13 protein-coding genes and 1 pseudogene are annotated in these 14,136 nt (G+C 71.8%); 7 read left to right on the forward strand and 7 right to left on the reverse strand.

The window, feature by feature from the left end; translation table 11 throughout:
* The 4 genes from ACH4TL_RS12465 to ACH4TL_RS12480 all read right to left on the reverse strand — a co-directional run bounded on the left by ACH4TL_RS12465 (position 1) and on the right by ACH4TL_RS12480 (position 4,835).
* Positions 1-2,574: a SpoIIE family protein phosphatase gene (locus tag ACH4TL_RS12465; RefSeq protein ID WP_398318161.1), complete on the reverse strand. Its 2,574-nt coding sequence runs from the start codon at positions 2,572-2,574 to the stop codon at positions 1-3.
* A gap of 197 nt (positions 2,575-2,771) precedes the next feature.
* Complete coding sequence (locus tag ACH4TL_RS12470) at positions 2,772-3,128, reverse strand: hypothetical protein (RefSeq protein WP_398318158.1); 357 nt, start codon at positions 3,126-3,128, stop codon at positions 2,772-2,774.
* A 102-nt stretch (positions 3,129-3,230) separates the two neighbouring features.
* Positions 3,231-4,094, reverse strand: a complete 864-nt coding sequence (locus ACH4TL_RS12475; protein ID WP_398318156.1) for an SAM-dependent methyltransferase — start codon at positions 4,092-4,094, stop codon at positions 3,231-3,233.
* Between the two features lie 114 nt (positions 4,095-4,208).
* Entirely contained in the window at positions 4,209-4,835 is a 627-nt protein-coding gene (locus ACH4TL_RS12480) for a hypothetical protein (RefSeq protein WP_398318153.1), read from the reverse strand.
* 115 nt (positions 4,836-4,950) lie between these two features.
* Between ACH4TL_RS12480 and ACH4TL_RS12485 the strand changes: the two genes are divergently transcribed.
* Positions 4,951-5,565, forward strand: coding sequence for a GPP34 family phosphoprotein (locus ACH4TL_RS12485; RefSeq protein ID WP_398318151.1), 615 nt, complete (start codon positions 4,951-4,953; stop codon positions 5,563-5,565).
* A gap of 27 nt (positions 5,566-5,592) precedes the next feature.
* On the opposite strand, the gene ACH4TL_RS12490 is transcribed toward ACH4TL_RS12485, so the two are convergent.
* Positions 5,593-6,729, reverse strand: coding sequence for a carboxylesterase/lipase family protein (locus ACH4TL_RS12490; protein WP_398318149.1), 1,137 nt, complete (start codon positions 6,727-6,729; stop codon positions 5,593-5,595).
* A complete protein-coding gene (locus ACH4TL_RS12495; RefSeq protein WP_398318147.1) occupies positions 6,720-7,616 on the reverse strand; it encodes an MBL fold metallo-hydrolase in 897 nt (298 codons plus the stop codon). The genes ACH4TL_RS12490 and ACH4TL_RS12495 overlap by 10 nt, the downstream gene beginning before the upstream one ends.
* A gap of 74 nt (positions 7,617-7,690) precedes the next feature.
* Here ACH4TL_RS12495 and ACH4TL_RS12500 point away from each other — a divergent pair, with 74 nt between their 5' ends.
* Positions 7,691-10,456, forward strand: a complete 2,766-nt coding sequence (locus ACH4TL_RS12500; protein WP_398318145.1) for an AAA family ATPase — start codon at positions 7,691-7,693, stop codon at positions 10,454-10,456.
* 148 nt (positions 10,457-10,604) lie between these two features.
* Here the strand turns inward: ACH4TL_RS12500 and ACH4TL_RS12505 are convergent, their stop codons facing one another.
* The gene (locus ACH4TL_RS12505; RefSeq protein ID WP_398318142.1) at positions 10,605-11,534 is read right to left on the reverse strand and encodes a LysR substrate-binding domain-containing protein; all 930 of its coding nucleotides are present in this window, start codon (positions 11,532-11,534) and stop codon (positions 10,605-10,607) included.
* Positions 11,535-11,842: 308 nt separating this feature from the next.
* Here ACH4TL_RS12505 and ACH4TL_RS12510 point away from each other — a divergent pair, with 308 nt between their 5' ends.
* The 5 genes and pseudogenes from ACH4TL_RS12510 to ACH4TL_RS12530 all read left to right on the forward strand — a co-directional run bounded on the left by ACH4TL_RS12510 (position 11,843) and on the right by ACH4TL_RS12530 (position 14,103).
* Complete coding sequence (locus ACH4TL_RS12510) at positions 11,843-12,088, forward strand: hypothetical protein (protein WP_398318139.1); 246 nt, start codon at positions 11,843-11,845, stop codon at positions 12,086-12,088.
* Positions 12,089-12,310: 222 nt separating this feature from the next.
* Entirely contained in the window at positions 12,311-12,973 is a 663-nt protein-coding gene (locus ACH4TL_RS12515; RefSeq protein ID WP_398318136.1) for a hydrolase, read from the forward strand.
* A gap of 141 nt (positions 12,974-13,114) precedes the next feature.
* Positions 13,115-13,260 (forward strand): annotated as a pseudogene (locus ACH4TL_RS12520) (IS5/IS1182 family transposase); the annotation flags it as partial.
* A 26-nt stretch (positions 13,261-13,286) separates the two neighbouring features.
* Positions 13,287-13,757: a hypothetical protein gene (locus ACH4TL_RS12525; protein WP_398318133.1), complete on the forward strand. Its 471-nt coding sequence runs from the start codon at positions 13,287-13,289 to the stop codon at positions 13,755-13,757.
* Positions 13,758-13,872: 115 nt separating this feature from the next.
* Positions 13,873-14,103 (forward strand): hypothetical protein, encoded by a 231-nt coding sequence (locus tag ACH4TL_RS12530; RefSeq protein ID WP_398318130.1) that lies wholly within the window; start codon positions 13,873-13,875, stop codon positions 14,101-14,103.
* Positions 14,104-14,136: the final 33 nt, after the last annotated feature.

Genomic DNA, 14,136 nt, shown 5'->3' on the forward strand with positions numbered 1-14,136 from the left:
TCACCCACCCCCTTGCCGGACGCGGGGCCAGGGCCCGCTGTCACCGGGCTCGGTGTCACCTGCCTCGGCGTCGTCTGGCCCGGCGGCACCGGGCTCGGCGTCACCGGACTCACGGCGCGGTACGACGATCTCGCTCCACACCTGCTTGCCGCCGCCGACCGGTACGGAGCCCCAGGACGCCGACGTCGCCTCGACCAGCAGCAGCCCCCGGCCACCGGTCGCCTCCCAGTCCGTGACCACCGGCTTGGCGGGCGCCCGGGGGGAGGAGTCGGTCACCGCGACGCGCAGCCGGTCCACGGCGTACGTGAGGTCGAGTCGGACCGTGCCGTGTGTGTGCATCAGCGCGTTGGTGACCAGCTCGGAGACGACCAGCAGCGTCACATCGCCCTGGTCCGCCAAGCCCCACGAGCGCAGTGTGCGCGCGGTGAAGCGGCGGGCGTGCATCACCGCGTCGGGCAGCCGCCACACCAGCCACCCGGCCCTGATGGGCCGGACCCGCATGCCGTCGTACCGCAGGAGCAGCAGCGCCACGTCGTCGTCCCGCCGGTCGGCCACCCGGAGCAGCGCGTCCGCCATCCGCCCGAGATCCGCGGGGGCGGCGGCCAGCGCGTCGCGCATCCGGCGCATGCCCTCGTCGAGATGCAGCGTCGAGGACTCGACCAGACCGTCCGTGAGCAGCGCCAGGACCGTGCCCGGGGCCAGCGGCTCCGCCGTCATGGGGAACTCCGCGTCCGCGACGACCCCCAGCGGCAGCCCGCCCTCGACCACCACCTCCTCGGTGGTGCCGTCCGGCAGGCGCATCAGCGGCGCCAGATGCCCGGCGCGGACGAACCAGGCGTTGCCCTCCTCCATGTCCAGCTCGACATAGGCGCAGGTGGCGAACAGATCCGTCTCCATGCCCACCAGCAGCCGGTTCGCGTGGGACACCACCACGTCCGGCGGATGCCCCTCCACCGCGTACGCGCGGACCGCCGTCCGCATCTGGCCCATGATCGTCGCGGCGGCGGCGCTGTGCCCCTGCACATCGCCGATGACCAGCGCCACCCGGCTCTCGGAGAGCGCGATGACGTCGTACCAGTCACCACCCACCTGGAGTCCCCGCATCGCGGGCAGATAGCGGGCCACCGCCACTCCGCCGGGCAGCTGCGGCAGGCTGCGCGGCAGCAGCGAGCGCTGGAGCATCGTGGCCAGCTCCTGCTCGGCGTCATACGCGTGCGCCCGCATCAGGGTCTGGCCGACCAGCCCCGCGGTCGCGGTGAGCAGCGATCGCTCCTCGGGGCCGAACGGATGCGGCGCGTCCCAGCCGATCAGACAGACCCCCGCCACCTGCCCGTGGGCCGGGAGCGGCAGCACGGCGAGCCCGCCGGTGCCGATGCCAGCGAGCCCCGGCTCCAGTGCCGCACCCGCGGGCCACAGCCTCGGACGGCCCTCGAGCAGGGCGGCCCGCAGGCTCGGCAGGGCGTGGACGGACACGTCGGGCCACTCCGATTGCCATTCCGAACGCCACAGCTCCGGCCATGCGTCGGCCTGCGGCGGATCGAGCCCCACCACCACCAGCCGGTCCGCCTGGAGCTCGGCGAGCGCCACCCGGTCCGCTCCCAGCGGCTCGCCCAGTGCGGCGATCACCACCCGGCTCACGTCCCGGACCGTCATCGCGTTGTCCAGTGCGGTCGTCAGCCACTGCACCCTGGACACGTCGTCGGCGCGCGAGCGCAGCGCGGCGGCGCTGGTGACCACGCCCACGACACGCTCGGGCCGTCCCGTCGTATCGGTCCCCACCCGGCAGCTCAGCCGCAGCCAGCGCACCTCGCCGGTCGAGTGGCGGATCCGGAACTCCAGCTCGCGGTCCCCGGCCACCCGAGCGGTCGGCTCGACGACCGACAGCAGCGCGGGCAGATCCTCCGGCACGGTGCGCGCGAGCAGCGTGTCCACCGTGCCGTCGAAGTCGTCCGGGGCGATACCGACCAGGTCCAGCAGGGTCGCGTCCGCCTCGATCAGGCCGGTGCCGGGCAGCAGGACGAACGATCCCACCCGCAGACTCCGCAACGCCGGACCCAGCAGCCTGGCCGCCCCGGTGCAGTTCGCCGGGCGGGAGGCGCCCGCCGCCCGCAGCCGGGTGGCGATCGCGTCGGCGTACCGCAGCAGAAAGCCCCGCTGCTCCGCCTCGAAGCCGTCCGTGGCGCTGCCCACGATGAGCAGACAGCCCAGCCTGCTGCCCTCGCCGCCGAGCGGCAGCGCGCCCAGTGAGGCGCCGGGCCACCGCGTCGCCGACCCGTCCTGCTGGGCTGCCTCTTCCCGCTGGTACGTGGCCATGCCCGCGGAGTCCAGCCACAGGGGGCGGCCGGTGCACAGCGCGTCGGCGGCGGGGGAGCGGTCGGACAGCGTGCAGTGCTCCGGCAGGGCAGGGGAAGCCGCGGCGGCCCCGGCCGCGTTCGCGGTCTCGACCAGCCGCAGGCCGTCGCTCCCCTCGCCCAGCACATAGACGGCCGCCAGCGAGACCCCGGCGAACGCCAGGACCCGCTCCCTCCCGGTGGGGTCCGGCGCCGGGGACATCGCATCGGCACCATGGGGCATGTTCCCGTCTGCCTCCCCTCCGTGCCGCAGGTACGGGCAGGTGGAAGTCCCCGGAACACGGGCGGCGGGGGCAGGGGTGCCGCATCCGGCGAAGCCGGACCGCGCCGCCCAGGAGTGGCAGGGCACCCACCCACCAGAATGTCACAGCTCAGGGAAGCCGCACGGGCCACGCCCCGGGGCGTGCGGCCGGCAGGCGGCTACAGCATGTCGACGATGCTGGGCGGGGCGAAGAGATGGCGGGCCCGGTGCTCCAGGGCGAGCACCGCGGGAAGGTTCCCGGACGCGTCCGACACGCACCGCTCGCAGTCATCGTCGGCCTCGGGCAGCTCCGCGACATGGCGGGTGGCGATGTGCCGGGCCAGCCGGATCTGGGTCGACACGATGGAGTCGTGGGGATCGCAGTCCACCCCCGGCCCCAGCTCCTCCAGCGCGGCGTCCACCAGCTTGGGAGCCTGCTTCATCGCCCGGTACAGCTCGGTGCACTTGCCGCATCCCCACATCCAGGGCGGAGGCAGCGGCCACTCGTCGGCGGGGTCCACGTTCCTGGCGCTCATGCCGTCACAGTAGCGAACCAAGAGGGCACGCACGGTGACTTGACGTAAATCCCCTCAAGAGGGGGGCAGCCGAGACAGGAACGCGGAACCGCGCGTGTGTGCTTACGGCTTACGGGCGACGCCGGCCCAGAAGGACACCTCTTCGTCGGTCACGTCGCCGGTCTCCACTCCCGGGTCCCCGGTGGCCAGATCGGTGCGCCAGCGATGCGGCACCACCAGTCCGGGCTCGATCAGCTCCAGACCGGTGAAGAATCGTTCCACCTCGTCCCGGGTGCGGATTTTCCCCTGAATTCCCCCGCTGTGGTAGATCTGCACGGTGCGCTGGGTGGCCTCGGGGTCGAAGTCCGGGGTGATGTGGCTGAGGACGAGGTACGAACCGGGCGCGAGCGCGTCGACCAGCTTTCCCACGATCCCGTGCGGTTCCCAGTCGTCCGGCACGAAGTGCAGCAGCGCGCACAGGCTCAGGGCCACCGGCTGGGACAGGTCCAGCACTTCGGTCACGCCGGGGGAGGAGAGGATCGTGTCGGGGTCGGCGACATTGGCGTCCACGTACGCGGTGCGCCCCTCGGGACGGCTGCTGAGCAGCGTCTGCGCGTGGGCCAGCACGATCGGGTCGTTGTCGGCGTACACCACCCGGCACTCCGGGGCCACCGACTGGGCGACCTCGTGCAGATTGGGCCGGGTGGGAATGCCGGTGCCGATGTCGAGGAACTGGCGGATGCCGCGCTCGGCGGCGAGGAACCTGACCGCGCGCTGCATGAACGCCCGGTTGGTGCGCGCCGCGACCATGACGCCCGGCCACAGCGTGAGCACCTTGGCGGCGGCCTGGCGGTCGGCGACGTAGTTGTCCTTGCCGCCCAGGAAGTAGTCGTACATCCGGGCGCTGTGCGGTCGTCCTTGGTTGAGCGGGGTGTTGGGGGGCTCCGGCCCACTCCCGGTCTGGGGTGCTACACCTTGCGCGGCCACGTGGCGTTCTCCTCCGGTTCCGGGGGCGATCCCTTCCGCATGGATCGTAGGCCGTCCGGCGCGGCCGGTTACTCGCGGGTTCGCACAACGGTGCGCGAGGGTACGGCCGTTGACTCAGCCCACCCGTACGCGGCCGCCCGAGAAGTGGCCGACCGCCTGGTCGATCTCGCTGACCGACTGGCGGCGGGCGAACACGGGGAGGTGGAGCCGCGATACGCCCTTCCAGGACCGCCGCGTCCGGCTCCGCGCCTCGGGCTGGTCCAGCCCGGTGGCCCCGGGGGCGGTGGCGGCACCGGGGGCGAGTGCCACCCGCAGCACGGTGAGGCGTTCACGGCCCTTCACCTGGACATGGGTGACCGCGGCCCAGGGGAGCACGACGGGCTCGGGCGCCGCGTCGATGACACAGGTCAGGCCCTCGGGAGTGACGCGCATCGCGACCGTGGAGATCTCCTTCGTGGCCCAGGTCTGCTTGAGCCGCTTCAGTGCGGCGAACCGGCGCTTGGAGTCGTACAGCCAGAGCGGCACCAACCACAGGGACAGCAGGGGCCAGGTGAAGGAGAGGCCGTGGCTGAGCAAGACGAGATGGATCGTCAGCAGGGAGGCGACGACGAACACGGAGGCGCCCACCCCGGCCCACGCCTGCACCGGCAGGCTACGCAGCAACGAGGCCCGCACTCGGGCCACCACCCCCGGGTCGGTCTTGACGACATACTCCTGGTCCGACCCCTGTTCCATGTGCATGACGACAGTCTCGATCACCCGGACGCGGAAAGCCAAGTCCCGACCTGGAGGGATGCATCCGTACGAGCGCCGGAGGACACTGGTCGTAACGGTCGCCGTGACAGGGAGCCCTTTCATGACCACACCGCGGGACCTGATGATCGTCACCATGGACGCGGAGCCCAGCCGCCTCGTGGAGCGGGGCGATCTGTCGCTCGCGCTCGCCGGAGCCGAGCTGATCGACCTCCTGGGCGCCCAGGAGGCCGGCCTGGACGGCGAGCGCATCGTGCCGGGACCCGCGGGCGCGCCCGCCGACCCGCTGCTGCACCAGGCGGCCTCGGCGCTCGTCCGGGAGGCCCCGTACGAGTCCATCGGCGACTGGCTGTGGCGCAGGGGCCGCGGGCTGTCCGCCACCTATCTGTCCGCGCTGGAGGCGGACGGGCAGCTCGTCCGGCAGCGCAACCGCCGCTGGAAGGTGTTCTGGACCCGCGAACTGGCCCTGGTCGACACCGATGCCCGCCGGCGGGCGGCGCACCGCGGGCGGTCGGACGAGCCCGTGCTGGCTGCTCTGACGGAGGCCATCGGGGTCCGCGATCCGGGCGGCGAGGGGGACATGAAGGTGTCCGACGACGCGGTGGAGCGTGTGCTCACCGCCCTCGACGACGCGCTCGCGGAGCTGGCGGCCGAGCGGCAGCGGCGGGACCGGCGGCGCGACGCGGCGGCCGTGGACAACGTCCGCCGCGGCTACTGAGCCCCCACGGTCACTGAGCCGCCACGCTCACCGGCCGAACCGGTGCGTCCCTGACCAGCCGGGATCCCCGGTGGTGGCGAAGCGCACCCACGCACCGTGCATCTCCGCGGCGAGCGACGGCGGGACGTCCGGCCCGAGCAGCCCGTCCGGCGTACGGAGCGCGGGCAGATCGGTGTTGTCGAACACGAACGGGAGTTCCGCGGTGTGGCAGGCGCCGAACGGGCCGTCCCGCCAGTCGAAGTCGTAACCGAACGCCTTGCCGTGCAGCGACACCAGCCGTCTGCTCCCGCCCCGGAACATCGCGTCGATGGCCGCACTGTGCTGTGGCCGCTGATAGAGCCGCGATTCCTGGGTGTTCGTGCCCACCATGAGGTCCACCGGGGACACCTCGGACACCTCGTCGAGTACCACCCCGAACGGGGTGACCCGCGCCCCGGGGTCGGGCAGCTCGCCCACCGCGGACACCAGCCGCTCATCGGGGACGTCGGCGAACCCCGCCACCGTCGCCGGAACCCCCAGCCGGTCGGCCAGCGCCCGGGTCGTCTCCGCCGCCTCCGCGCCGGTCAGCGTGTGCAGTCCGCCGCTCTGGCTGATGGCGCGCCGGAACAGTCCGGACGCCTCCGGCGTCACCAGCAGCGCGCTGACGATCATCCCGCCCGCCGACTGCCCGAACACCGTGACCCGGTCCGGATCGCCGCCGAACTCCGCGATGTGCCCGCGCACCCACCGCAGCGCGGCGAGCACGTCCAGCAGGCCGCGGTTGCGCGGCGCGTCCGGCAGATCGAGCCAACCGGGCGCGCCGAGCCGGTAGTTGAGCGTGACCAGGACGACGCCGTCGCGGGCGAAGGACGTCCCGTCGTACACCGGCGCCTGGCCCGTGCCGGACAGGAAACCACCGCCGTGCAGGAACACCATCACCGGTGCGTGGCCGTCGGTCCGTTCCTCCGGAGCCCAGACGTTGACCGTCAGATAGTCGTCGCCGCGCACCCAGCCAGGACCCATCACCGGGCTCAGGTCCAGCGGGAACCGCCGCACCGGGGCCGGGGCGGTCGGCCCCGGGCCGTCGAGCCCGCGTACGCCGTCGACCGGTGTCGGCGCCGCGAACCGCGCGGCACCGGTCGGGGCTTTGGCGTACGGGATGTCACGGAAGACCTTCACCGCCATGCCGCCCACTCCTTCACCGCGAAACGGCCGCCGTCGCGCCGCACTTCGGCCGCGCCCGGGCCGGGGAAGTGCGCCGGGAACAGCAGGGCACCCTCGTCCGCCGCCGACTCCAGCACCCGGCGCCGGGCGATCCGGGCCCGGGCCTCGTCCTCGTCGAAGCAGGGGCAGTCGCCGGGCTCGGCGATCTGGAGCGGGCTGTGCAGCAGGTCGCCCGCGAACAGCGCCCGGTCCGTGCCGGACCGCAGCCGTACGACGGCGGATCCCGGCGTGTGGCCGGGGGCGGGTTCGAGGCGCAACTGGGCGTCGATGTCGTAGTGGTCGCCCTCCCACAGCACGGTCTGCCCCGCCCGGTGGACCGGGGCCACGCTGTCCTCGAACACGTTCGCCATGCGCGAGCCCGAGCGGGTCCGGTGGCCGTTCTCCGGGTTCCAGTAGTCGAAGTCGGCGCGTGAGATCACGTACCGCGCGTTGGGGAAGGTCGGCCGGTACTCGCCGTCGACCAGCGTGGTGTTCCAGCCGACGTGGTCGCCGTGCACATGCGTGCAGATCACCGTGTCGACGTCCTCCGGCCGCACGCCCGCCGCCGCCAGCTCGCTCAGGTAGTTGGTGTTCAGGTGGTGGAAGAACGGCATGTGCGGCCGCTCGCGGCCGTTGCCGATGCCGGTGTCGACGAGGATGGTCCGCCCCTCGCTGCGCAGCACCCACGTCTGGATCATCGTGCGCACCTCGTCGGCGGCCGGATCCAGGAACTCGGGCACCAGCCAGCTCTCGTGCGCGTGCCAGTGCTCCACGGGCACATCGGGAAAGATGAAATCGCGGGGGAGGCCCTTGGTGGGCAACTCGACCACGCGGGTGATCTCGACGTTGCCAAGTGTCATCGTGTCCATGCGTTCCAGCGTGCTCCCCCGCCCCGGGCGGGCGGTATCCGTCACATGACTGCACCGGGGGATACAGTCGGGTGATGACCATGGTGGGGAGGGAGCGCGAGAGCGCGGCCGTGCTCGGTGTGACCAGCGGCGTGCTGATCGTGACGGGGGAGCCCGGCGCGGGCAAGAGCACCCTGCTCGGCCTGGCGTCCGACCGCCACCGGGGCCGGGTGCTGCGGATGACGGGCAGCGAGAGCGAGGCGAACCTGCCGTTCGCCGGGCTGCACCAGCTCCTCCGACCGGTCCTCGCCGACACCGCCCACCTGCCCGCCCGCCAGCGCTCGGCCCTGCTCGGCGCGATCGGTTCCGCGGACCCTGGCGCCGGGATCCCGGGCCCTGGGATCGCGGGCGCCGGCCCCCGGCTCATGGGCCACGGAGCCATCGGCCGCGCGGACACCGCCCCCCGAGCCGCCGACGGCGGGGGCGTCGGCGCCGCCGCCCTCGCCGCCGACCGCAACCGCCCCGGCCCACCCGATCGACTCCTCCTCGGCGTCGCGCTGCTCGCCCTGCTGTCCGAGCTGGCCCAGCGGTCGCCGCTGCTCGTGCTCGTCGACGATCTCCAGTGGATCGACACCGGCTCCCTCGAGGCGCTGGCCTTCGCCGCCCGGCGCATCGACGACGGACCCCTCGCCGTACTCGCGGGAACGCGAGGCGCGGCCGCCCCGGCGGCGTTCGCCGGATTCCCCACGCTCACGCTGGGCCCGCTGGACACCGCCGCCGCCGTTCAACTGCTGGACCGGCAGCCGCATCCGCCCACCGGCGGCCGCCGCATGCGCATCCTCGACCAGGCCGCCGGAAACCCGCTGGCCCTGGTCGAACTGGCCCGCGCACACGGGACGGACGGGGCGCACTCCCCGGACCCCACCGCCGAAGACCTCCTCCCGCCCACCGACCGCCTGATGCGGCTCTACGCCGCCGACCTCGACGCCCTGCCCGACGCCACCCGCCGCGCGCTGCTCCTGGTCGCCGCCGACGAACGGGCCGTGGCGGGCCGGATCGAGGCGCTGGCCCCGGCCGAGGCCGCCGGGCTGCTCCGGATCACCGGCGGCGGCGACGCCCGGCGGGCCCGCTTCCGGCACCCGCTGATCCGGTCGGCGATCTACCACTCGGTACCGCTGGCCGCCCGGCGCGCGGCGCACCGCGAGCTCGCCGCGGCGCTCACCGGGGAACCCGACCGCCGCGCCTGGCACTTGGCCGCCGCAGCGGAGGGCCCGGACGAGGAGATCGCCGCCGCGCTGGAGGAGTCCGCGGGCCGGGCCCGTACCCGCGGCGGGTACACCGCCGCCGTCACCGCGCTGGAGCGCGCCGCCGAGCTGAGCCCCGCACCGCTGAGCCGCGCCCGCCGCCTGGTGGCGGCCGCCCGCGAGGCCGTCGCCACCGGCCAACCGCACTGGGTGCGCGAACTCGCCGCGCGGGCCCGGGCGCTCACCGACGACCCGGCGCTGGTGGCCGAGGCATCGCTGCGGGTCGGGCAGGTCCTCACCCTCAGCGCCGAGCACGACACCGCGGTGACGCTGCTGACGCGGGCCGCGGAGGACCCCCGGCTGCGCCGGACGGCCACCGTCCTGGCGTCCGTGGCCGGGTTCTACTCCGGCGACGAGGACCACAGGACCGCCATCCGCGAACGCGCGCAGGGCGACACCTGGACCCGCACCGTGACCGACCCCACCGAGCGCCGCTCCGAACACGCCGCGGCGCTCCCCGCGCTCGTGGAGCGGGCGGACGGCGACCCGGCGCTGCTCAACTCGCTCGGCGCGATGGCCTGGCTGCTCGACGAGACCGCCCTCGCGGTACGGATCTTCGACGAAGCCCTCGACCGCTGGCGGCTGCGCGGCTCCCTGCCCACCGGCCTCGGCTGCACCGCTGGGTGGGCCTACCTGGACCACGGGCTCTGGGCGCAGGCCCGGCTCACCGCCGCGAACAGCGCCTCCTCCGTCGCCGGGCTGCCGCACCTCGAAGCCGCCGTACGGACCCTCGAAGCCGCCCCGCTGGCCCTCACCGGACAGACCGCCGAGGCCCGCGCCGCCGCGTCGGCCGCCCTGTCCCTGGTCGACCCGGACCGCAGCCGCGCGGTCGCCGTCCGCGCCCGCTGGGCGCTGGGCATGGCGGCCGTCGCCGAGGGCGACCAGAGCACCGCGTACGAACAGTTCCGGCTGCTGTTCACGGCCGACGGCGACCCCTTCCACTACGCCTGCTCCCACGCCGGGCTCGCCGAACTCGCCGCCGCGGCCGTACGCACCGGCCATCACGCCGAGGCCGCCGCCATCGTGGAACGCACCGAGAAGCGGCTCGCCGACGACGCCTCACCCCGGATGCGCGCCCTCATCCACCGCGCCCACGCCCTCCTCGACCCGCCCCGGGCGGAACCGCACTTCACCTCGGCCCTCGCCGACCCGGCAGGCCGCCAATGGCCCTTCGAACGCGCCCAGATCCTCCTCGACCACGCCGAATGGCTGCGCCGCGCCCACCGCATCGCCGAGGCCCGCCCCCACCTCCACGCCGCCCTGGAAACGTTCCACCGCCTCGGCGCCCACCCCTGGACCGACCGCGCCCGGGCCGAACTCCGCGCCGCCGGCGTCGACCCGGCCCCCACCACCCCGGACGCCCTCACCTCCCTCACACCCCAGCAACAGCACATCATCCGCCTCGCCGCGAAGGGCCTCAGCAACCGCGAAATCGGCGAACGCCTCTTTCTCTCCCCCCGGACCGTGGGTTCCCACCTCTACCGCAGCTTCCCCAAACTCGGCGTCACGGCCCGCTCCCAACTCCGCGACATCATCGAGACCGCCGACCCGTCATAGCCCCATGGCGTGGCCTGAGATGATCAAAATTGATCGCATGCGAAGCCTGACTCTTCACCTCGTCGCATCAGCGTGAGGTTGAGAAAAGCTCCGTGACTGTGGGGCGGAGCGCTTCGGTGATCGAGGCTGCGGGCCGTAGCTTCAGGCGCTATGTGATGGGGCTGCGTAGCCATCCATTGTGTTCAGCGCATCGTCGGGCGGTGGCGAGGACGCTCGCAATGGCGGGCGACGGGTCCTTCGCGGGCCACAGCACCGAGAGTTCTGCCACGATCGACGGATCGACGACATCGCGACGAATGATGCCGGTGCTGGCCTTCGCGGCGTGCTCGGCGAACGATGTAGGGGCCAGGCCGACATCGCGTCCGCTGGAGATCCGGGCGAGCATGGCGTTCACCGGCGGTTCCTCGAACGCGCAAATCTTAGGTGAGAAGCCTGCTTCGTGGCACGCGGCGACGATGCCGTCGTAGTACGCCGGCGCGAGACGGCGAGGGAACAGCTGCAGCGTCTCGTCGCGGAGGACCGTCACCGGGATCGTCGGTGCGGCAGCGAGGCGATGGCGAGTGCTGAGGAGCGCGGAAACGGGCTCTTCACGGAGAATCTCGCCACCTACCCCGTCGAGCGGCTGCGGTGAGAGGGCGAGACCGATGTCCAGGTCGCCGGCACAGAGCCGTTCGGGAATCTCGGCGCTGAAGAACTCTCGAGGGGCGACCGTGAAGTCGGGGTGGTCTTCCTGGAGAGCATCCAGAAGCACCGTGAGCGTGTCGAAGCTCGTGACCGGCGTATAGCCCAACCGAATCGTCGTCGCGATCCCTGCCCCGGCCCGCCGGGTGAGCTCCACGGCTTGCTCCAGCGCAGCTAGCGCTATCGGCGCCTCGTGAACCAGCGTCCGGCCCGCCGCGGTGAGCTGCACCCGTCGGCTCGAACGCACAAAGAGCGGGGTTTCGAGGGTCTCCTCAAGCTTGCGGATCTGATGACTCAGGGACGGCTGGGAGATGTAGAGACGCGTGGCTGCGCGGCCGAAGTGGAGTTCCTCGGCTACGGCCATGAAGTAGCGGAGGACGCGGGGGCTGACATCCATAGACGAATCCTATTGCCCGGCGTCCGGACAAGTCTTGGACGCCCGCAGGATGGCCGCCGTAGCTTCGTTTCACGCCACGGGAGACGTTCTCACCTGCCCCGTCGAGTCTGGCCGAGCCTGGCCGGATCCGGTCTCGCTTGACGTGATGGCCTCCGTAGCACATCAGCCCGGCAAGGAGAGAAGCATGAACATCACCGTGATCGGACGAGGCAACAACGGCGGCGAGGCCGGCCGATCTGTGGGAACGTGCCGGGCACCAGGTGACGCGGCTGGGGCGTGGAGGCGGCGACGTCGGCGCCTCGGAGGCGGTGCTGCTCGCCGTCCCGGGAACCGCCGTGGAGGTGTCATCCGTCGTCGGGCTTGAGTGCAAGACGGTGCTCGACGCCACGAACCTCTATGGCAGTGCCCGGCCTCCGGCCGGGTTCTCCTCCAACGCCGAGTACGTCAAGTCGGTGACGGGCGGGCCGACGGCGAAGGCGTTCAACACCAACTTCGCCTCTCTTCGGGCAGATCGCCGACGCCCGTGTACAGCCGAGCAACCTGTGGTCCGGTGACGACGAAGCCCAACGCCTTGTCAGGCAGCTCAGTCTCGACGCCGGGTACGACGCGGTCCGCTCGGGCGGCCTGAGCATGGCCGCCACTCAGGAAGACATGGCCGACCCGATCTTCGCGACCGCGCAGTCCGGGCTCGGCCGGTTCGTCTACCGGATGGCATCACCCGAACAGCTCTGACCCTCACCATCGAACGCTCAACCCATCACACAGAAGGAACCATCATGACACGCACCGCAAAGGCCGGACTCGAAGCACTGCTCACCCCCGGGGAAAGCGTCCTGGTGCTCATCGACCACCAGCCCTTCCAGTTCGCCAATCTCAACAGCCACGACTCAACCATGATCGTCAACAATGCCGTCGGCCTGGCCAAGGCCGCGAAGGCGTTCGACGTCCCCACGGTGCTGACCACGGTGATAGAAGAACGTGGCGGCTACCTCATCAAGGGCCTCCAGGACGTCTTTCCGGACCAGAAGCCGATCAACCGCACGTTCATCAACACCTGGGAAGACCGTCGCGTCGTCGACGTCGTGGAGCGAACGGGGCGCAAGAAGCTGATCATTGCCGGGCTGTGGACGGAGGTCTGCGTCGCCATGCCCGCCATCCAGGCGCTGGGTGAGGGGTACGACGTCTTCGTCGTCACGGACGCCTGCGGCGGGGCCAGTGCCGAGACGCACGACATGGCGGTGCGTCGCATGGAGCAGGCCGGCGTGGTGCCCATCACCTGGATGGCCGTGATCAGCGAATGGCAGCGCGACTGGGCTCGCGAGTCAACGGCCAACGCGCTCCAGCAGGTTCTCTCCGACCACGGCGGCGGTAGCGGAATCGCGCTCGCCTGGGAGCTGCAACTGCTGGCCACACCCACCGCCGATGGTGCTGGTGTGTAGCGCTGGCCGCTGCTGACCCGGAGGGGGCGAGCGTTCACGGCCGTGAACGCTCGCCCCCTCCGGGTGTTTCGACGAGCGGTCGGCGACCCCACACCACGAAGAAAAGCGCAGAAACATCGTAAGGATGGTCATGTCCGCCACAGGCGCATACGCGCCAACGGCATCATCGACGCCTCGCCGAGGCCGGCCTCAACTGCTGCGCAGACAAGAGCTACCAGAGGGCAGGCGGCCCGGTCCGGCTCCCCTGCCCCGGTCGATGGGACAGTCTTTCTGCCGGTCAGCAGGCCGGAAAAGGCTCAGTGAGGGATCAAGGATGGAAATCGAACTTTTGCCGCATATCGGCGTCGCGTCGTTTCGGATCGGCATGCACTTTGACGAGGCGATGGCGGCAGCCCGGGAGTGGGGTACGGTCGTGAATGGCCCAGATGAGCGGCCACCCGGCAAGTTCGTCGTCTCACACGAGGAATTCCGGTTCGCCTTCGTGCTCATCTTCCGCCAGGACGAGTTTCTGAACTCCATCGAGGTGTCGCGCTTCCGTAACGAGAATGCGGACGTCCGCGTCCTGCTCGAAGGGCTGGACGTCTTCCGTACGCCGCATGAGGGGTTGCAGCAGCAGCTGGAGGAGCGGGGCCATCCGGTGGAAGAGAACGATCTCGGCTTCGACGGACTGCCGGATCTCAACGTCATCCTTGCCAATACCAGCAGCTACGAATATCCCATGGACGAAGAGGGCGACCCTTTGTACTACGACTACGTCTTGGTCTCGGACCGCATCACGCCCTGAAGCCCGTCAGTCGCGGGCCTGTGGCCAGTGGGGCACCTGGAGGACGGTGCTGCGGAGGAGAGTGGCCAGGACCGGGTTGCGATTGTGGGACATGGCCGATCGGAGTGCGTAGGGTGTGCTGCCACGGCAGCACCGGGCGGGCGAGGCCGGTTTTGGTGGCGAACGCGCCCACCAAATCGTCGAGGTAGGCGTGGGACTCGACGCCGTCGGTCTGGGCCCCGCGCTGGAGTTCCACTCGCTGTGCAGGCCCTGCATCACCCACCTGATCGAGGACGGCCACGACCCGCTGTTCGTCCGGCAGCAGGTCGGCCACCACCACGCTTCGACCACCGCGATCTCCATCTGAGTCTCCTCCGACTTCCGCACCCGCTCTCCGCGT

It is taken from the genome of Streptomyces sp. NPDC021115 (assembly GCF_044333065.1).
Classification (GTDB): domain Bacteria; phylum Actinomycetota; class Actinomycetes; order Streptomycetales; family Streptomycetaceae; genus Streptomyces.